Annotated in this window: 22 protein-coding genes; 6 read left to right on the top strand and 16 right to left on the bottom strand. The window is 41.1% G+C overall.

Annotation, left to right across the window (positions count from 1 at the left end; translation table 11 throughout):
- Nucleotides 1-12 precede the first annotated feature (12 nt).
- The gene (locus MHB69_RS06810) at nt 13-291 is read right to left on the bottom strand and encodes an AbrB/MazE/SpoVT family DNA-binding domain-containing protein (RefSeq protein WP_024424746.1); all 279 of its coding nucleotides are present in this window, start codon (nt 289-291) and stop codon (nt 13-15) included.
- A 276-nt stretch (nt 292-567) separates the two neighbouring features.
- Between MHB69_RS06810 and mreBH the strand changes: the two genes are divergently transcribed.
- The 3 genes from mreBH to MHB69_RS06795 all read left to right on the top strand — a co-directional run bounded on the left by mreBH (nt 568) and on the right by MHB69_RS06795 (nt 3,121).
- The gene (gene mreBH / locus MHB69_RS06805) at nt 568-1,575 is read left to right on the top strand and encodes a rod-share determining protein MreBH (RefSeq protein WP_024424745.1); all 1,008 of its coding nucleotides are present in this window, start codon (nt 568-570) and stop codon (nt 1,573-1,575) included.
- A gap of 74 nt (nt 1,576-1,649) precedes the next feature.
- Nucleotides 1,650-1,781: a protein YkpC gene (locus tag MHB69_RS06800; protein ID WP_003210922.1), complete on the top strand. Its 132-nt coding sequence runs from the start codon at nt 1,650-1,652 to the stop codon at nt 1,779-1,781.
- Nucleotides 1,782-1,888: 107 nt separating this feature from the next.
- Entirely contained in the window at nt 1,889-3,121 is a 1,233-nt protein-coding gene (locus MHB69_RS06795) for an aminopeptidase (protein WP_342496104.1), read from the top strand.
- A 35-nt stretch (nt 3,122-3,156) separates the two neighbouring features.
- Here the strand turns inward: MHB69_RS06795 and MHB69_RS06790 are convergent, their stop codons facing one another.
- Nucleotides 3,157-4,776 carry an ATP-binding cassette domain-containing protein gene (locus MHB69_RS06790; protein ID WP_024426884.1) on the bottom strand — a complete coding sequence of 540 codons (1,620 nt, stop codon included), beginning with the start codon at nt 4,774-4,776 and terminating at the stop codon, nt 3,157-3,159.
- A 143-nt stretch (nt 4,777-4,919) separates the two neighbouring features.
- Between MHB69_RS06790 and MHB69_RS06785 the strand changes: the two genes are divergently transcribed.
- Nucleotides 4,920-5,195: a hypothetical protein gene (locus MHB69_RS06785; RefSeq protein ID WP_070325775.1), complete on the top strand. Its 276-nt coding sequence runs from the start codon at nt 4,920-4,922 to the stop codon at nt 5,193-5,195.
- 63 nt (nt 5,196-5,258) lie between these two features.
- Here MHB69_RS06785 and lepB read toward each other — a convergent pair whose 3' ends face one another.
- The 8 genes from lepB to MHB69_RS06745 all read right to left on the bottom strand — a co-directional run bounded on the left by lepB (nt 5,259) and on the right by MHB69_RS06745 (nt 13,551).
- Nucleotides 5,259-5,831, bottom strand: a complete 573-nt coding sequence (lepB, locus tag MHB69_RS06780) for a signal peptidase I (RefSeq protein WP_029706712.1) — start codon at nt 5,829-5,831, stop codon at nt 5,259-5,261.
- A 211-nt stretch (nt 5,832-6,042) separates the two neighbouring features.
- Nucleotides 6,043-7,935, bottom strand: a complete 1,893-nt coding sequence (locus tag MHB69_RS06775) for a PTS fructose transporter subunit IIABC (RefSeq protein ID WP_024424741.1) — start codon at nt 7,933-7,935, stop codon at nt 6,043-6,045.
- A 13-nt stretch (nt 7,936-7,948) separates the two neighbouring features.
- Nucleotides 7,949-8,860 carry a 1-phosphofructokinase gene (pfkB, locus tag MHB69_RS06770; protein WP_034281616.1) on the bottom strand — a complete coding sequence of 304 codons (912 nt, stop codon included), beginning with the start codon at nt 8,858-8,860 and terminating at the stop codon, nt 7,949-7,951.
- Nucleotides 8,857-9,612: a DeoR/GlpR family DNA-binding transcription regulator gene (locus tag MHB69_RS06765; RefSeq protein ID WP_034281614.1), complete on the bottom strand. Its 756-nt coding sequence runs from the start codon at nt 9,610-9,612 to the stop codon at nt 8,857-8,859. Before MHB69_RS06765 ends, pfkB begins: the two co-directional genes overlap by 4 nt.
- 318 nt (nt 9,613-9,930) lie before the next feature.
- Nucleotides 9,931-11,124, bottom strand: a complete 1,194-nt coding sequence (locus MHB69_RS06760; RefSeq protein ID WP_034281613.1) for an ABC transporter permease — start codon at nt 11,122-11,124, stop codon at nt 9,931-9,933.
- Entirely contained in the window at nt 11,111-11,812 is a 702-nt protein-coding gene (locus MHB69_RS06755; RefSeq protein ID WP_034281612.1) for an ABC transporter ATP-binding protein, read from the bottom strand. Before MHB69_RS06755 ends, MHB69_RS06760 begins: the two co-directional genes overlap by 14 nt.
- Entirely contained in the window at nt 11,809-12,915 is a 1,107-nt protein-coding gene (locus MHB69_RS06750) for an efflux RND transporter periplasmic adaptor subunit (RefSeq protein WP_342496103.1), read from the bottom strand. Before MHB69_RS06750 ends, MHB69_RS06755 begins: the two co-directional genes overlap by 4 nt.
- 9 nt (nt 12,916-12,924) lie before the next feature.
- Nucleotides 12,925-13,551: a YIP1 family protein gene (locus MHB69_RS06745; RefSeq protein ID WP_342496102.1), complete on the bottom strand. Its 627-nt coding sequence runs from the start codon at nt 13,549-13,551 to the stop codon at nt 12,925-12,927.
- A 517-nt stretch (nt 13,552-14,068) separates the two neighbouring features.
- On the opposite strand from MHB69_RS06745, the gene MHB69_RS06740 reads away from it, so the two are divergent.
- Entirely contained in the window at nt 14,069-14,446 is a 378-nt protein-coding gene (locus MHB69_RS06740) for a hypothetical protein (RefSeq protein WP_034281609.1), read from the top strand.
- Nucleotides 14,447-14,493: 47 nt separating this feature from the next.
- On the opposite strand, the gene moaD is transcribed toward MHB69_RS06740, so the two are convergent.
- Genes moaD through MHB69_RS06710 form a run of 6 tightly spaced genes read right to left on the bottom strand, consistent with a single transcriptional unit; the run spans nt 14,494 to nt 18,628 of the window.
- A complete protein-coding gene (gene moaD / locus MHB69_RS06735; RefSeq protein ID WP_342496101.1) occupies nt 14,494-14,727 on the bottom strand; it encodes a molybdopterin converting factor subunit 1 in 234 nt (77 codons plus the stop codon).
- Nucleotides 14,720-15,211 carry a molybdenum cofactor biosynthesis protein MoaE gene (locus MHB69_RS06730; protein WP_034281605.1) on the bottom strand — a complete coding sequence of 164 codons (492 nt, stop codon included), beginning with the start codon at nt 15,209-15,211 and terminating at the stop codon, nt 14,720-14,722. Before MHB69_RS06730 ends, moaD begins: the two co-directional genes overlap by 8 nt.
- Nucleotides 15,208-15,732 carry a molybdopterin-guanine dinucleotide biosynthesis protein B gene (gene mobB / locus MHB69_RS06725; RefSeq protein ID WP_101677244.1) on the bottom strand — a complete coding sequence of 175 codons (525 nt, stop codon included), beginning with the start codon at nt 15,730-15,732 and terminating at the stop codon, nt 15,208-15,210. Before mobB ends, MHB69_RS06730 begins: the two co-directional genes overlap by 4 nt.
- Nucleotides 15,714-16,991: a gephyrin-like molybdotransferase Glp gene (gene glp / locus MHB69_RS06720; RefSeq protein WP_342496100.1), complete on the bottom strand. Its 1,278-nt coding sequence runs from the start codon at nt 16,989-16,991 to the stop codon at nt 15,714-15,716. The genes mobB and glp overlap by 19 nt, the downstream gene beginning before the upstream one ends.
- 9 nt (nt 16,992-17,000) lie before the next feature.
- Nucleotides 17,001-18,017 (bottom strand): thiazole biosynthesis adenylyltransferase ThiF, encoded by a 1,017-nt coding sequence (locus MHB69_RS06715; RefSeq protein ID WP_342496099.1) that lies wholly within the window; start codon nt 18,015-18,017, stop codon nt 17,001-17,003.
- A 29-nt stretch (nt 18,018-18,046) separates the two neighbouring features.
- A complete protein-coding gene (locus MHB69_RS06710) occupies nt 18,047-18,628 on the bottom strand; it encodes a molybdenum cofactor guanylyltransferase (protein WP_046310811.1) in 582 nt (193 codons plus the stop codon).
- Nucleotides 18,629-18,713: 85 nt separating this feature from the next.
- Between MHB69_RS06710 and MHB69_RS06705 the strand changes: the two genes are divergently transcribed.
- The gene (locus MHB69_RS06705) at nt 18,714-19,631 is read left to right on the top strand and encodes a hypothetical protein (protein ID WP_046310808.1); all 918 of its coding nucleotides are present in this window, start codon (nt 18,714-18,716) and stop codon (nt 19,629-19,631) included.
- Nucleotides 19,632-19,649 lie beyond the last annotated feature (18 nt).

Raw genomic sequence — 19,649 nt, 5'->3', positions numbered from 1 at the left:
AGGCTATTTTGATTACTTCTGAAGAGCTTCTTGCAGTTCTTTTAACAGCAGTTCTGCGCCTTCAGCGCTTAATGTAATTTGACCATTTCCATATTCATGGTTCTCTGATGTAATCTCACCAGTCATGAGACAAACGCCCTCTGGCTGATATTTTTTCAAGACGATTTTATCTCCATCTATAAAAAATTCCATACTGTCTTTAATAGCGATATCAAGTGCTCTTCTCAATTCGATTGGCATCACAATACGCCCTAGTTCGTCTACTTTTCTTACGACTCCGATAGATTTCAATTTCGTTCCCTCTTTCTTTCATTAGCTCAAGATCAATCTGTTTTTCACCAATTGATATATCGTAGACGTTAGAGATTCTTAAAAGGTTTCTCCTCTATAAAAATTTTTTTCATAAAAGAAAAAACAAAGGGAAAATTTATTGTGATTGTCAAAATGATACTTGAATTTTACAGATTCATTTCAAGGTGATCACAAACCCCCACAAATGACATCAACCCTCTGAACTTTTAAATGTAAAATTGTTTAAAACAGCAAAAATAGAGATTGGGTGAAAACATGTTTCAAAATGCCGAAATTGGAATTGATTTAGGAACAGCTAACATATTGGTTTATAGTAAAAATAAGGGGATTATTTTAAATGAACCGTCCGTCGTAGCAGTCGATACAGAAACAAAGACTGTACTTGCCGTCGGATCAGAAGCAAAAGAAATGATCGGGAAAACACCTGGGAAAATTGTTGCGATCCGTCCGATGAAAGACGGTGTCATCGCTGATTATGATATGACAACAGATTTACTTAAACAAATCATGAAAAAAGCAGGAAAAAATATCGGGTTTACCTTCAGAAAGCCAACTGTCGTTGTATGTACACCTTCTGGTTCAACAGCTGTTGAGCGCCGCGCCATCAGCGATGCTGTGAAAAACTGCGGAGCAAAGCATGTGCATTTAATTGAAGAACCTGTTGCAGCTGCAATCGGTGCTGATCTTCCGGTAGACGAGCCTGTGGCAAACGTCGTAGTCGATATTGGCGGCGGAACAACAGAAGTTGCGATCATTTCATTTGGCGGCGTTGTCTCTTGTCATTCGATCCGAATTGGCGGCGATCAGCTGGATGAAGATATCATTACGTTTGTCAGAAAGAAATATAACCTATTAATCGGCGAACGGACTGCCGAGCAGGTGAAAATGGAAATTGGATATGGTCTTATTGAACATGAGCCTGAATCATTAGAAGTGCGCGGTCGCGACCTTGTGACAGGTCTGCCAAAAACGATCACACTTGTCTCTCATGAAATTCAAGGCGCCATGCGAGAATCACTTCTTCATATTTTAGAAGCGATCCGTGCCACATTAGAGGACAGCCCTCCAGAGCTAAGCGGAGATATTGTAGACCGCGGCGTCATTTTAACTGGCGGAGGCGCTCTTTTAAATGGAATTCAAGAATGGCTTTCTCAAGAGATTGTTGTTCCAGTCCATATTGCAGCCAATCCCCTTGAATCTGTTGCAATTGGAACAGGTCGTTCATTAGAAGTGATCGACAAATTGCAAAAAACTTTAAAATAATCTTCTTGTTCTACTTCTTTTTTTGTCATTTCGATCATATCGTGAGAAATGGATAAACGTGAAGGAGGAAGAACATGTTGCTTGATTTAGGTAAACGGGTCGTTGTCACAGTCATTTTAACGGGTATTATTTTAGGAGGAATGAGCCTGTCGTTTTCACATATGCCGCCTTCTAATGCACAGCCTGTGAAACAACTGAACCGCTAAAAAAGCCGCACGAAAGCGGCTTTTTTATTTTGGCTTTAAACGGGCTCCCCATTTTCCTTTTCGGTCATAAATCTGATATGATGAACATGACTAAAGGAGGGGTTTTTATGAGTTCATTTGAAAAACAACTAGATCAATATGCGAAGACCATCGTTGAAGTCGGTGTGAATGTACAAAAGGGGCAGGAAGTCGTTGTATCCGCATTTACTGAATCTGCACATCTTGTTCGTCTTGTAGCGAAACACGCGTATGAGCGCGGGGCGAAAAACGTACATATCCGCTGGAGTGATGGTGTTCTCACTCGTTTAAAGTATGAACATGCACCGCAAGATGTATTTGAGCAATTCCCTGAATGGGAAGCACAGATGATGGAAACCATCGCAAAACGCGGAGGCGCTTTTATTACCATCCTGTCAGAAAGCCCTGACCTTTTGCGAGGCATTGATTCGAAAAAAATCGCTGCACAGCAAAAAGCTGCTGGTTCAGCACTACATACATATCGTCAATACGTTCAATCTGACAAAGTCGCTTGGACAGTCGTAGGTGCTGCATCAAAAGAATGGGCGAAAAAGATTTTCCCTGATCATACAGATGAAGAAGCTGTCACGTTATTGTGGGATCAAATCTTTAAAGTCGCACGCGCTGATCAATCAGATCCAGTTGAGGCTTGGAAAAAGCACGATGCGTCATTAAATGAAAAGGTCAAAATACTCAATGAACGCCACTACCACAAGCTTCATTATGAAGCACCGGGCACAGACTTAACGATTGAGCTTCCAGAGCAGCATATTTGGGTAGGTGCTGGCAGCGTAAGTGAACGCGGCGTCTCGTTCATGGCCAACATGCCGACAGAAGAAGTCTTTACCGTACCGAAAAAAGACGGTGTAAACGGGACAGTCTCAAGCACAAAGCCGCTCAGCTATGCTGGAAACATCATTGATGAGTTCTCATTAACCTTTGAAAATGGCCGGATTGTGGATGTGAAAGCAAAAGAAGGCGAAGATATGTTAAAATCTCTCGTTGAAACAGATGAAGGCTCTCATTATCTAGGTGAGGTTGCCCTCGTACCAGATGATTCACCAATTTCTAACTCAAATATTCTTTATTACAATACACTTTACGATGAAAATGCATCAAACCACCTTGCCATCGGCAGCGGATATGCGTTTAATATCGAAGGCGGAAAAGAAATGAAACGAGAAGAATTAGATGCAGCGGGTGTGAACAGCAGTATTACACACGTTGATTTTATGATTGGTTCAAAGGAAATGAATATTGACGGGATCACAAAAGACGGGAAACGCGAACCGATCTTCCGAAATGGAAACTGGGCGATTTAATCAAAAAAAGACATCCTATGGATGTCTTTTTTTATTTATGCGTAAAGCTCTTCAAGTCTTTTTTGGATGTCTTGATCTGATAAGAACTCATCATATGTTGTTTGTTTATCGACGATGCCATTTGGCGTCACTTCGATAATCCGGTTTGCGACTGTTTCAACAAACTGATGGTCATGAGATGAGAAGAGCATAGCTCCTTTAAAGCTCATGAGGCCGTTATTCAGCGCTGTAATGGATTCTAGGTCTAAGTGGTTCGTTGGCTCATCCAGCAGCAGAATATTCGCTCCAGACAGCATCATTTTTGATAACATACAACGAACCTTTTCTCCTCCTGATAAGACACTTGCTTTTTTCTTCACTTCTTCCCCAGAGAAAAGCATACGTCCTAGGAAACCACGCAGGAAGCTTTCGCTTTGATCATTCGGAGAATATTGACGAAGCCAATCAACGAGATCAACATCGTTTCCTTCAAAGTATTCACTATTATCTTTCGGGAAAAAGGCTTGTGACGTTGTGACGCCCCATTTAAATGATCCGCTGTCTGGCTCCATTTCACCAGCAAGGATTTTAAATAAAGTGGACACAGCAAGCTCGTTACGGCTTAAGAACGCAATTTTATCTTCGCGGTTCATAATAAAGCTGACATTATCCAGTACTTTCACACCGTCAATTGTTTTTGATAGACCTTCTACTTGAAGGACATCATTTCCGATTTCGCGCTCTGGCGCAAAATGAACATACGGATATTTACGTGAAGACGGCTTAATGTCATCTAAAGAGATTTTATCAAGCAATTTCTTTCTTGATGTCGCTTGCTTCGATTTAGAAGCGTTCGCACTAAACCGGGCAACGAATTCTTGAAGCTGCTTAATTTGTTCTTCTTTTTTCTTATTTGCTTCTTGGCTTAGTTTCAGCGCTAACTGGCTGGACTCATACCAAAAATCATAGTTACCGACGTATACTTGGATTTTTCCGAAATCAAGGTCCGCAATATGTGTACATACTTTGTTTAAGAAATGACGATCATGCGACACGACGATGACGGTATTTTCAAAGTTAATGAGGAACTCTTCGAGCCACTGGATTGCTTGTAAGTCCAAGTGGTTCGTTGGCTCATCGAGAAGAAGAACGTCAGGCTTGCCAAATAAAGCTTGAGCTAAAAGTACTTTTACCTTTTCAGAACCGCCAAGCTCAGACATTTTCTTCGATTGAAGGCTTTCTGGAATGCCAAGGCCCTTTAATAGGATCGCTGCTTCACTTTCAGCTTCCCAGCCGTTTAATTCAGCAAACTCACCTTCAAGCTCCGCTGCACGAATCCCGTCTTCATCTGAGAAATCAGGTTTCATATAGATCGCATCTTTCTCCTGCATCACGTCATATAGACGTTTGTGACCCATGATGACGACTTTCAGCACTTCAAACTCTTCGTATTCAAAGTGGTTCTGTTTTAAAATCGCTAAACGCTCACCAGGACTCATATGAACATCGCCCGTTTGAGGTTCAATTTCTCCAGAAAGAATTTTTAGGAACGTTGATTTACCAGCTCCATTGGCACCAATTAATCCGTAGCAGTTGCCAGGAGTGAATTTAATATTTACTTCTTCAAATAGTTTACGATCAGCAAAGCGCAAACTAACATTATTTACTGCAATCATTTATTAATCCTCCATCACTCATTCATCAATATGAAGTATAACATGAATAACGTTTGATAGAAACGTCTCTCGCTAAGAACGAAGGCTTTTTATCTATTATGATATAATAAACGGGAATGATTGATTGAAGGAGTTTGGGCGATTTGAGATTACTCACACTGATGGAATACTGTTTATTGATTTTCTTTATGGGCATTTATTTATCTGCAACAGGCTTTAATGCGAGGGACTTTGGCCTTTATATTGGGCTTATCCTCATTTACACACTGGTTCACATCTTTTCCAAACGTTTTTTACAAAAGCGGGGAAAAGAAAACCAAAAGATCGGATTGTTTCGATCCGTTTTAGCCATTACCGGATCTGTATTCGCTTCTGTTCTAGCGATTGTGATCATTGTTACAGTGCTCACGCCAAATTAAAAACGACCCTTCTGTAAGGGTCGCTCGTTCAAGTACCTTTCTCTTGCCCATGAGAAGGTGCTTTTATTTTGTCTGTCGAATGTCGCCAAATGGGAAGAAAACAAATTCTGATGTCCCGACAACCCGATCCTTTTCAATGAGGCCAAGTCCATTTCTGCTGTCCATGGAATTCAGTCTGTTGTCCCCCATCACAAAGTAATCGTTTTTCGGTACTTTCACTGGGCCAAAATCTCCAGTTAAATGCACTTCATACTCTTTCGCATGCGCCTTATTCTCTTTTAAATAAGGCTCATCTACTTTTTTACCATTAATGTAAAGCGTATCATCCTTCATTTCAATCGTATCACCTGGAAGGCCGATCAATCGTTTGACATAATGAATCTTCTGACCATCTTTTCCATTAATAATCACGATGTCACCGCGTTTTACACCACCGAGATAGTTAATGGTTTTGTTGACAAACAGCTTTTCCCCATCATGAAGTGTTGGTTCCATTGACTCTCCTTCCACCACATACGGTTCAAATATAAACGTACGGATGAGCAAGACGAGTGCAAGTGCGATTAAAATGGCTTTGATCCATTCAAACAGTGAACTTTTCTTCTCTGTTTTGGCTTGCTTCGCATCAGATTGAATTTCATTTTCGTTTTGTTTGTTTTCTTCGTTCAAAATACTGCTTCCTCCTAAGACTTTCTGCTAAAAGACTTGAAACGTGAATTGAATAACTTTACTTTATCATATGTCATTTAAAAATTCACAAGACAACCATCTAATTAGATATTTTTTCCTAATTCACTGATGATTAAACAAAAAGAAGCACCGTTTTTCACGATGCTTCTCTTCTGCATTACGCTTCTTGCCTGACTGGTTTTTTCAAAATACCCAGTAAAATCGCTGTCACAACAGCACCGATTAAGATGCTGATGATATAAAGAACTGGATGATTTGTTACCCAGAAAACAAATAGTCCGCCATGCGGTGCAGGAAGCGTCACTCTAAAGAATTCCGTTAATCCGCCAGCAACTGCTGCACCAATAACAGCTGAAGGAATCACACGAAGAGGATCTGCTGCCGCAAACGGGATCGCCCCTTCAGTGATGAAGGCAGCTCCCATGAAGTAACATGTAATCCCTGCTTCACGGTCACGTTTTGAGAACTTATTTCTAAAGATCGTTGTTGCAAGTGCAATACCTAGTGGTGGTACCATTCCGCCTGCCATAATTGCAGCATGCGGTGCATAGTTGCCAGCAGCAATCATTGCAAGACCAAATGTGTAAGCCGCTTTGTTAATTGGGCCTCCCATATCAATTGCCATCATACCAGCTAAAATAATACCCATTAAGACAAGGTTTCCCGTACCTAATGATTCAAGCCAATGTGTTAATCCGTCCATCACCATTTTCACTGGTGTGTTGACAATATAATGCATGATAATGCCTGTGAAGAAAATACCGAACAATGGATACAGCAGAACCGGTTTAATCCCGTCGAGTGTCTGCGGTACGAATGTGAATACTTTTTTGAGCAGCACAACAATGTAACCTGCTAGGAAACCAGCAATCAGTCCGCCTAAGAACCCTGCACCTGCTGCTGACGCCATAAAACCACCGACCATACCTGGCGCAAAACCTGGACGATCTGCAATACTCATGGCAATAAACCCAGCTAATACAGCAACGATTAAGGCAAGCGCATTATCGCCGCCAATTCCTTTTAAGACAGCTGCAAATGAATTAAATGAAGGGTCCTTAGGATCTGCTGAGTTAATGCCCCAAAAGAATGAAATCGCAACAAGGATACCGCCTCCGACAACAAATGGAAGCATGTTACTTACACCACTCATTAAGTGCTTGTAAAATCCGCTTCTTCCTTTGCCAGATGATTCATTTTCTTCTTTAGAAGAACTGCCGCCTGAACCTTTATAAATCGGCGCATCTTGATTGATTGCTTTTTCAATTAATTCCTGTGGACGGCGAATACCAGCTGTTACAGGGACTTCAATGACATGCTTGCCTTTAAAGCGTTCCATTTCTACTTGCTTGTCCGCTGCCACAATGATGGCTGGTGCTTCTTCAATTTCTTTTGCTGTAAGGGCATGTTTAATACCGCCAGAGCCATTTGTTTCAACTTTAATGTCAACGCCCATTTCTTTTGCTTTTTCTTTCAAAGCATCTGCTGCCATAAATGTATGGGCAATGCCTGTTGGGCAAGCTGTTACTGCTAAAATTTTAGCGGGTTTTCCTTCTGCTGCCGGCTCCTCTTGAACTTCCTCTTCTTCTTCATCATCTTGATCATGTGTATTGATGATCTCAATGATTTCATCTTCAGTCGCCGCTTCAAGGAGCTGCTTTCGGATTTCTTCACGCATTAGAAGTGTGGATAAACGAGAAAGTGCCTCTAAGTGCGTGTTGTTTGCGCCTTCAGTTGCGGCAATCATAAAGACAAGATGACTCGGCTGCGCGTCTAGTGATTCATAATCAACACCAGCAGTTGAGCGGCCAAATGCAATGGCAGGCTCTTTTACACTTGCTGTTTTAGCGTGCGGGATGGCAATTCCTTCGCCAATACCAGTAGAGCTCTGTTTTTCACGATTGATCACAGCTTCTTTGTAGCCCTCTTTATCATTTAACTTGCCTGCTGTATCTAAAACAGTGACCAGCTCTTCAATGACTGCTTCTTTCTGCTGGCTGTCTAATTGAAGCTTAATGGTATGCTTCGTGAGTAGTTCTGTAATTTTCATGATGACTCCTCCTTTAAATGCGTGTGACTTTTACTTGTGGTAATAGTGTGTCAACAAGCTCTTTTGTGCCAAGCTCCTCAGAAAAGGCTGTAGCGCTTCCTGAAGTAACACCAAGCTTAAATGAATCTTCAATTGAAAGGCCTTTTGAAACGCCGGCTAAAAACCCTGCAACGACTGAATCTCCTGCTCCAACTGAATTAACGAGCGTTCCCTTTGGAACATTGGACTGATAGATTCCTTCTTTACTGAATAAAAGGGCGCCATCTCCAGCCATGGAGACGATGACATGTTCAGCACCTTGTTCTAACAGCTTTTTCCCATAAGGAATTGCTTCTTCTGCTGATGAAATACTCGTCTCAAACATTTCACCCAGTTCATGATGATTTGGCTTCATTAAGAATGGTTTCATGTCAGCTGCTTTTTTTAACGCTTCGCCAGAAATATCAAGAACAACTCTTACACCTTGCTCTTTGCAAACTTCAGCAATACGCTCATATGTGTTATGAGGTAATGAAGAAGGAATGCTGCCAGCTAAAACCACGACATCTCCTTCAGTTAATGAAGAAAATTGAGATAGAAATGACTCAAATTGCGCTTCAGTAATTGATGGGCCGAGGCCGTTGATTTCTGTCTCTTCACCTGTTTTTAGTTTCACATTAATTCTTGTATCTTCTGACACCTCGTGAAAGGCTGTTTGTAATTGTTCGTTCTGTAAAAAATCTTGAATATATTTGCCTGTAAATCCACCAATGAATCCAAGTGCTTTTGATTCAACACCGTGACGTTTTAATAGCCTTGAGACATTAATTCCTTTACCACCTGGATATTTTTGATCATAGGTTGAACGATTTAAACCGCCGACTGCAAAATCCTCCACGTGTACAATGTAATCAACTGATGGGTTTAAAGTAACTGTATAAATCATGTTTTCACTACCTTTATAACCGTTTTTTCATGGTAATTATCGAATGAATCCTCTTTTGCGTCGTTTGTGATAATGGTGGCTTCCTGTAAACTAGCAAAGGTTGAAAACGATATTTCGCCAAACTTCGAGGCATCTGATAAGATATAGGTTTTTTTCGCCTGTTTCATGGCTCTTTTTTTCATGAGTGCTTCCTCTGGATCAGGTGTTGTAAAACCCGCCTCGGGATGAATGCCGTTTGTCCCAACAAAGCTTTTGTCAAAACGATAATTTTCCATCGCTGTCAAAGCTGAGGCTCCCACCATGGCTCCTGTTCGATGTTTCACTGATCCGCCTGTCAAGTAAAAGGTAATGCCTTTTCTCATAAGTGCTTCAATGTGCATCACACCGTTAGTCACCACGACAATATCTTGATCTGGATCGATATATTCAATCATTTGCTGTGTGGTTGTACCTGCATCTAAATAAATACAGTCACCCTGTTTTAAAAGAGATGCCGCTGCCTCTGCTACCAATGACTTTTCTTGAAGGTTTTTGGCAGATTTCTCAAATACATCTGGTTCAAGGCGAATACTCGAAACCTTGGCCGCTCCTCCATGAACCCTTTTCAGAAATCCTTTTTCTTCAAGGGCTGATAAATCTCTTCTAATTGTAGATTCAGACGCATCCGTCATCATCGTTAAGTCCTGTATTTTAATGACATCATTTTCTTCTAAGCTGTCGATAATGAGTTGATGTCTTTCCGGTGTTAACATGAGAACACCCCTTTTGAAAACGTATTCATTTTGCGCGCACCTTTATTGTAATCGCTTTTTTCAACATTATCAATACAAAACAATCAAATACATTCAATAACTATCAAAATCTTTCACCATGGTCATCTTACCTTTATATGTACCATTTGTAAACTGAAAAATATGTGACATTAAGATGAAAGTCATGATATTAGCATTTCTATCATTTTTTATTTCATTCAATGGAACTAAAAAAAGCTTTTATGCGATTTGCATAAAAGCTTTTGATGGGTAATGAAGGCGAATGTAAACCGTTTGTATGCTTTTTTCTTCTCCGAATTATTCATACCTGAGCGATTCAATAGGGTCTAGTCTCGCTGCTTTATTCGCAGGAATTAACCCAAAAACAATACCAATGAGCATACTAAACAGTACGCCTCCACAAACCACTTGCCAAGATACGAGAGACGGCCAGCCGGCAAATAGTGAAACTAGCGAAGCACCGCCTAAACCAAGTGCAATTCCCATCAGCCCGCCGATGAGTGTTAAAACGACAGACTCAATTAAAAACTGAACGAGAATTTGCGCCCTTGTTGCGCCCATCGCCTTTCGAATACCGATTTCTCTTGTCCTCTCTGTCACAGAAACGAGCATAATATTCATCACACCGATGCCGCCGACAAGTAAAGAGATTCCGGCTATTGAGCCAATGATCGTTGTCATAACGGACGTTATTTGACCGATCCCTTCTGCGATTTCTTCCATATTGATCATTTCGTAAGCATCTTCTGTATGATGATTTTCATTTAATATGGCAGCCGCGCTCTTTCCTACTTCCTTCATTTGATCCGCATGTGCGACTTGAATAGACAACTTATCATATTCATTCATACCAAATGTGGAGGTGAGCATCGCAAATGGGACATATAATTCATTCATATCAAATGAAAACATCCCTTTCTGTTTTGCTAACACACCGATGACTTCAACTGGCTGTCCGTTCATCCAAATCAGTTCACCTAATGCCTTTTGTCCATTGAATAGTTCTTTTTGTAAGCCATCCGAGATGAGGGCAGCTCTTCTGCCGCTTCTAAAGTCAATATCTCTTAAATTCTTTCCTTCTGCGATTTGTAATGAATGTACATCCGTATACCCCTCATTTATGCCGTTAACTGTCGCATCAACTGTCGTATCTTGAAATCTCAGCTGCATTCCTTGTGCAGTCGAGGAGGCGACCTGCTTCACCCCATTGATTGTCCTAATGCTTTTTATGTCTTCCTCAGTAAATGAGGCTTCGAATAAAGCATTTGGATTTGCATTTAACTCTTCGTCAGAAGGCGTATATGTCATATCAATGGTATTGTTTGGACCTGAAATCGATCCTTTTAACATTTGCTCACCGCCTTGACCGATCGCCACGACTGCAATGACTGATCCAACACCAATAATAATCCCAAGCATCGTTAAAATAGAACGTAATTTATGAGCTAAAACCGAATTCAGCGCTATTTTGATATTTTCAAAGAGTTTCATTCATAGCGTCCCCTTGCATCCATCTATCTTCAACAAGCCGTCCATCTCTCACAACGACCGTACGGTTTGTATAAGCAGCTATTTCTTCTTCATGGGTGACAAGCACAATCGTTGTCCCTTCCTCATTCAGCTGTGTAAACTGTTCCATAATTGACATGCTTGTTTTTGAGTCGAGAGCACCAGTCGGTTCGTCTGCCAAAATAAGCTGAGGCTTATTGACAATCGCTCGTGCAATTGCCACCCTTTGCTTTTGTCCTCCTGACAACTCACTTGGCATATGTTTCATTCGATCTGCCAAACCAACCTTTTCAAGTGCCAATTCCGCACGTTCTTTTCTTTCCTTTTGGCTGATCCCAGCGTAAATCATCGGAAGTTCAACATTGCGTCTCGCATTTAACCTTGGCAAGAGGTGAAATTGCTGAAAAACAAATCCAATGGATTGATTTCGAATAACCGCGAGCTCTTGATCCTTTGCTGCTGACAGCTCTGTACCTTGAAAATGATATTGTCCCGTCGTCGGACGGTCTAAACAGCCAATAATATTCATTAATGTTGACTTTCCAGAGCCTGACGGGCCCATAATGGACATATACTCACCTTTTTCAATGACAAGATTCATGTCACTTAATACATCAAATGTTTCGTGTGCGACCTCATAGCTTTTTGTTACGTTGGAAAGCTGAATCATTCAGCATTCACTTCCATTCCGTCATACATGTCATCTGTTGGATAAGCAATGATTTGGTCCTCTGCCTTGACACCTTTTGTCACTTCAAGATCATGACCTGACGTTTCCCCTATGACCACTTTTACTTTTTTCAGTACATTTTCTCGAACAACATAAACGTATTGTCCATCAGTCTCTTTTTTTACTGCTGTTTCAGGAATTGTTTGCGCCTGGCGCTTATCTGTTTCAATTTCCATGATCATTTTAAAACCAGGCTTCGCCTCAGGTTTCTTCCCCTTTATTTCAACTTCAACAGGATATTGAACCGTTTGATCGCTCGAAGTTGTTTCGGCCGCAGTCTGGACAGGAACAGCACCTACTTTTTTCACGACTCCTTGCCAGCTCTTCCCGCGAATGACATCAGACGTTACCTTCACTTTTTGTTTCTTTTTGATTTTGATGGCATCATACTCTGAGATCAAACCCCGCACGATCATTTTTTTCTCATTACCAATATGGATGATCGGCTGCCTATCTTCCGGCCCCCCTGCTCCGGCCTCTTGCTCAATGGAAATCACTGTTCCATCAATTTTACTATGTACGGTTAAATCTTCTATTTGCGCCTTTACTTTTTCTTGGCTGATCTTTGCTTGCTTTTGTTCTAATTCAGCCGCTTTCAGTTCTAATTGAAGCTGATCTCGCTCGCTTTTGGCATTAGCGTCAGAACCGCCTGCTTTTTTCTCATCTAATTCACTCAGCCTATTTTGCAATTGTTCCAATTTTAATGTACTTGACTCAGCGGCTAATGCTTGCTGCTGCTCCTCAAGCTCCAGTTCCTTGTTTTCATATGTAAGAAGCGGCGTTCCAGCCTTTACCTTTTCCCCTTCTTTCACAGCAATTCCCTTCAATTTCCCCTTTTCCTCTTCTTCATAGATGAACTGCTCTTCAGAGAATGAAAGTGTCCCGGGTGTCATCACCGTAGATGTGATTTCTTTCGGCGTGAGTTTGACTGTTTTAATCGCTGCTGTAGAAACAGGCTTTGCTTGGTTTTTCGCAATATTAAATCCAATAAATAGTCCAATCACAATAATTAAAATAGATCCGATGATGATTTTCTTTCTCATAAAAACATTCTACCCCCAGCTTACTGATATGTTAATTGCTGTTCCTACATATTGAAAAATTAACGATAAGATATAAAAGACGCCTATAATCACCCAAGAAATTCTCGGTGATATACGCCCAACTTGGATGAATAAAAAGCCTGTTAAAACAAGATTCCAGATCACAAATAGATCGATATTGGCTAACACCGCATGCCATGGACCAGAAATTCGAATGAGTGCGTTTAACGAAGTAACCGTGACATCTTTTGGAACATGAAAAAGGATGACTGCCAAATGAGAAATAATCGTCCCAATGATCGTAACGGGTGTAATGAACAGAACCGCTGAAAACAGCTGCCGAAATGATGCATCACCTTTCGCTAAAAATACGATGAACTTATATATAGCAGCATTGATGACAATCCCAAATACCAGACCAATGAGCGTCACCACATAAACAACAGGTACCGGCAAACTTAAATCTGCCCACATTCCCTTATTTACGAGCTCAGACAAATAAGTCACAACAACTGTTAAAATAAGCACACAAGATAAAGGCCACCAAACAACTGGATGTTCCCATACTCTTTTCAGGTGCTCTGATGGTCTTGTGCTCACTCCAATGATCGTAGGTTTTTGCATGTTTTCTTTCACCAAATGTCATCCTCTCTATGTCAAGCAAATATGCAAACGCACAATGACGCTCTTTTTCTTTCTATTTTATCAAAAGATTGCCAATAAGTGATCGATCATTTGATTTTCTTATTTTCGTTGAGAAAAAATTTTATCTATTATTCTATTTTCACGAATGAAACCCTTCAAATGACCCCATGATCCGACCATATTCATATCAAGAATCGTGCTTTTACTGACTTAAAAACATTTTATTAAGTAAACAATATGTCTTTCGGAATAAATATCCTTTTCTTTTGGATTCGCATGGTCTTAGATAGACACAACAATTTTTTGTTAAAATAATCCTAGTAATTTGGACAAATCCCGGCTTTATAGGACTATGATTGGTTTCTTTTACAGAACAAATAAGTCTTTAGTATCAATACTTTCATATTAAAAAATTAAAAATAAAGGGATTTTACTTGATCAAAAGTTATTTTTTCATATAATGTAAAATAGAGGTAGGTTAAATGATAGTGGAAATGGAGTCAAGTGAATGTTAAGAGAAAAATTGAAAATGCAATTGATTTTACTGTATGAAAAGGAACAAGAAGCATGGCAATACTTTCGAAAGGAAAGAGAATCGATTTATCATGAGCTCAAATTACTTGATATGAAAGAAAGCAGACCTTCTAACGACAAAATATACTACGCTGCAAGATGTGTAGATATTATCAAAGAGAAAAAGGGAAGCATTGTGAGCACAAAAGAATTAAAGGAACAGCTTCAAGCCCAAACAGATTTCAATGTGAGACGAATCAGCGAATTGTATGATCTCATTCAGCAGCTCGATCCTCACATTTCTAAAGCAAGAAGGGGATGTTTTATTTACGAAGATCATACCCAAGTACCTCTACAAACTTTTCACACATAAAAAATTGGTTACAGCCGGGCGGCCATAACCAAATCCTCTAATATCTATTATCCACCACTTACAGGAGGAATGAGTGCAACAGTGTCCCCGCTACGCACTTCAGCATTTTCCCTCGTATATATTTCGTTGACTGCAACCATTACATTTTGTGTAGCATCAACACCATATACCTCCTGTAATTCTATTTTAATCTCATCAACCGTTGTTTGTTCTTTTTGAATGATGATTTGTTGTTTCCCGGCCTTCTCAGCAAGGCCGGCGAACAATAACACATTAATCATGCTGATCACCTTCTTTCTCTGCAAGTTGAAGATGGCTAGGTTTACCTTCTGGATATGAAACCGTTTCAAGCTGATTACCTATCCAGGCCTCTCCATCTTCCCAATATTCTTTTTTCCAAATAGGAACGATTTCCTTGATTCGTTCAATAGCATATTCATTGGCTTCGTAGGCAGCCTTCCTATGAGGAGAAGAAACGGCGATCGCAACAGCAATATCCGTTATCTCAAGTGTTCCAATACGGTGCACAATCGCTGCTTCAGTGTCAGGCCACCGATTCTTCATTTCTTGTCCAATCTGCCTTAGCATGCTTTCCGCCATTGGTATGTATGCTTCGTACGTTAAACGCAATGTTTTCTTGCCGTTTGTCCATTCTCTGACCGTCCCGATAAACGTTGTAATCGCGCCTGCCTTTCGTCTTGTCACATGCTGAATCAATTCGTTTACCTCAATCGGCGTTTTTGTTATTTTAAAAAGTTCGCTCAAAACGTGCCGCCTCCCTTCAATAAGTGAAAAGCAAATGTCATCCCGCGCTTATCAAAAGCTGAAAACACAGGAAACGGGTAATTTTCGGTTAATGGATCCTCTTGAGAAAAATAAATAGCTGCTTGTATATTAGAAAGAGTTGAAAGGTCAATAAGCTCCTCTTCATTCTTTACACAAACGATTTTGCGATAAGGCGCCTGTTTGTACCCTTCTATGAGAACAGCGTCTAACGGAAGAAGCTGACACATGCTGAGCAGTTGCTCTAACGTGATGTGCTGCATCGAAAAGTGAAATTCACCCTCTCCTTCCACACCTGCGGCATATGCCCCTGCTTGTACATATCGATCGGTATCTTTTTCTTTGAAAAGACGATCTGGTGTCCCGCCATGTCCATGGTGTTTAAAGCAGCCTAGCTTCAGCCCTTCACGTTCAGCCAGCTGACAGAGCTTTTCGATCAAGGTAGTCTTGCCGCTATTTTGATAACCGACCACCTGTAATATGCTTAATTTGTCATCCAGCACGAGGAACCACCGCCTTTGTGCTGAAACAGCAGAACAGCAACTTGATCACCTGCTTGAAAACCTCTTGTTCCCCCAGGCAGCACGATGAAACAATTAGCCTCTGCAATAGAGGTCACTGCACTTGATTTATCAAGACCTGTCGGAGTCACACTGATGTGACTGCCAGTGAATTGAAGGGCAGCCCTGACAAAACGAGTAAACGGATTGGCTTTTGGAAAATCATGTGTGAGTTTCGCCTCAGCAAAAGCGGGAAATGGATTTCCTTTCATATACCATTTATAGATGATCGGCTTCACAAATAATTCAAAGCCCACAAAACAGGCAGCAGGATTTCCGGACAGCCCAAACAGCAATTGACCATTTGGCATTGCAGCCACAGTCGTCACACTTCCAGGTCTCATGGCTACTTTATTAAACAGCACCTTGGCTCCCAGTTTTTCATAAATGGCAGGCAGAAAGTCAAAATCGCCCACTGACACACCGCCTGTTGTGATCAGAATGTCTACCTTGCTTATGGCTGCTTTTACTGCATGATAACTTTTGTCAAAGTCATCGGAGACTCCGCCTAAATCAAGCGGCTCAGCTCCGGCCTCAAGTACCTGCGCATAGACCATACTAAGATTACTATTTCTAATCTTGCCGTCCACCATGGCATCACTTACTTGAAGAAGCTCTGTGCCTGTTGAGATAATGCCAATCACCGGTTTTTTGACAACTGGCACTACCGCATATCCGAATGTCGCCAATAGAGCCGTGACGCCAGGAGTGACATCTGTTCCTTTTTTGACCATCACGTTTCCTTTGAGTACCTCTTCTCCTTGACGAGAAATATTGTCTCCCTTTTTCAGCGGTCTTTTCAGTGACATGAATGATTTGCCGCCTTTTTCAAAAGTCTTCGTCAGTTCAATCATGATAACGACATTTGCGCCATTTGGAATTTTTGCTCCTGTCATAATACGAATGGCCTGAAAGGGACCGATGGTTTTTGCTGAGACCATTCCTGCACCAATATGATCAATGACTTCGAATTCAACTGGATGCTCGCTTGATGCTTCTTTTGTATCTTCTGCCCGAAGTGCAAAGCCATCATACGGAGAACGATCAAATGCCGGAACATCATGGTCTGCCAAAATATCTTCTGCAATAAACCGTCCAAGGCTGTCCTTTAAAGGGACCCATTCTATTTCTCCATGTTTTTCGTATTGGTGGACTTTCTTTATGGCCTCTTCTACTTGTATTGGCTGCCGTCTTTCCATCACACTTCACTCCTATATCCCTAGCAGTCTTGCTAGTAATGAATTGGCTTCTTTTTCATCGTTTGTTCCATGGATTAATGCACGTCCCCCTTTGAAACAGACCATTCGGTAATTTTCGTAGCGTACATGGATTAAGAAGTCGTTTACTTCCACCTCACATATAGATGAGAGCCGCTCTTTTATATGCTGAAATGATAGTTTTGCTAAATCCTTTGATACAATTTGAACGGTGTCACGTCCGCAAAGGACCGTCGATTTTTTACGCTGGTCATGTAAATAAGGATAGGTTCTTGCCGTGCCGCAAGTTGGACAGTCTTTCTGCTTCGTGCGAGATAAATCCATTTTAAAGGATGTAGACTGCCAAAGATCAAACGTGACAAATTTCCGCTCGATTTGCTCTTCATGACCTGTTAAATATTTGAGTGCCTCTGTTTGCTGATAAGCAGAAACCATTTGAACGGCAGGTGAAATAATCCCCGCTGTATCGCACGTCAAGCCGCCAACAGGCATTGCCGTGAACACACATGATAAACATGGCGTTTTATCCGGCAATATGGCCATATACATCCCCTGACTGCTCACACAAGCGCCATATATCCACGGCGTCTTTGTTTCTAGTGATAAATCATTCATGACCATTCTTGTCTCAAAATTATCTGTTGCATCAATGACGATATCTGCTCTCTGGAATAACGGCCTTAACAGCTCCGCCCCTGCATCTTCAATCAGGGCATGTATCTTCACTTCATGATTGATCTGCTCGAGACGTTTTTTTGCCGCTGCTGCTTTTGGCACATGCGCCTTTGCATCATGTTCCGTGTACAGCTGCTGCCGCTGTAAATTTGAAAATTCCACATAATCACGATCGACAATCGTAAGCGTACCGATGCCAGACCGAACAAGCCCTTCCGCAGAGGCGGTACCAAGAGCACCGGCTCCAACGATCAGAACATGACTTTCAGCCAGCGCATGCTGTCCTTTTTCCCCCACCGGAGGGAACAAGATTTGTCTTGAATATCGGTCATTCAATGCTGCTCTCTCCTCACCGTTTTTATGTATCATATCATACCGTTTTCAGGTAAATCGCTTCTTTTATTGATATTACGAAATTCGTTTGATGTCACGTTCAGTTCTTCCTCTGAAACGATGCGCACTTGAAGCTTTTGAAGCAAGTCTTTAATGGCTAATTGATTCTCTTTTAAACACGCGCGAATAAACGGCAGAGAGCGGCGGTGATAAAGCGCAAACAAAGGCTGTAATCTGCCCTCAACAAGCGGAATGATGGCGTCTGTGTGCTCGCTACAATAGGACGATAATACTTTCGCCGTTTCCTTCCGGATGAAAGGCATGTCACATGCCGTTACTAAATACCATTCTGCCTTTTGCTTTTGCATCGCCGTATATATGCCGGCAAGCGGTCCGCATCCGCGCACCTCTTCATCATCTAACCACACACTTTGTTCACCTCTTGCTTTGAAAAAAGGAAGAAGCGACGGATGGCTGATGATAACCGTCTGCCCTCCTAAAAGCTGCTCTTTCACATGCTCATATAATGGTTTCCCTTGATACATATGACTTGCCTTTGGCTCTCCAAAGCGTCTGGAAGCGCCTCCAGCTAAAATTACATTCACTACGTGCATCCTCTAAGTCCTCCTTTGATATGGTTGTTCTAATCGCACTCCTTTCGCATACTTTATTGGTAACATGAATAAGGAGGGTCTATCGATGAACAGGCGTCATGCTTCTCCCCTATTCCATGATTTATCTCAAGAGAATTTATACTTAAAAGCTGAAACTGCCAAATATCAACAAATGATCTCTGATTTACAGTCCTCATATACGTATTCTAAAAATAAGAAGTTAACTCAAGAATATCATGAGATGAAAAAGGATTTCACGCAATTAAAACAACAATTGGATGAAATGACCAATGATCAACACGATGCTGCCTCAAAAATACAGGATCTCTCCTACAGCAAATCAGAATTATTACATAAAATGGTCCTTCTCCATGAGATGCTGCAAAAGGAAACCTATCATAGAAGAAAAGAAACAGAAGAAAAACACAGGCTGCATTTGAAAGTTGTCAAATATAAAGAAATCTCTCAACAATTAAATGAACGGATAGAGGATCAAGATAAACGACTTGCAAAAGAGGAGAAAAAAGGAAATACTTTATCCGCAGTGATTGAGAAGCTGCAGCAAACATTGGGCAATAAAAACGCAGAGCTCCATGTATTACAGGAAGGCGTCAGACATCTTCAAGAGCGTTTTTATGAAACACAGGAGAAATTACTGCAAATTGAAAAAGCAAAAGAAGCGATTTTTTACGAAACGCTCACAAGCTATCAAAAACAGTTAGCAGAAAGCGAAGAATGGATTGCCTCTCATTTTGCTGATATTGACCAGTCAGCACAAACAAATGCACAGCCATTCTCACGAGACCGCATCCTGCAAACGACAGAAGAAATCGAACCGATCTTGAAGAAACTCAACGAACAAGTTCAAACACTTCAGGAACAAGTCGATGCAGTGCAGCGTAATGGAGAGGTCATGACAGTCAAAATCGACAGCTTCAAAAAACAGCGTGATCACCTGCCCAAGGAACGCAAAATTGTCTATACAGTTGATCAAAAGAAATAATTCTCAAAATAAAAAACT

The sequence above is a fragment of the Bacillus sp. FSL K6-0994 genome (assembly GCF_038630815.1).
GTDB lineage: Bacteria > Bacillota > Bacilli > Bacillales > Bacillaceae > Bacillus > Bacillus safensis.
This window is presented reverse-complemented; position numbering and strand designations above follow the sequence as displayed.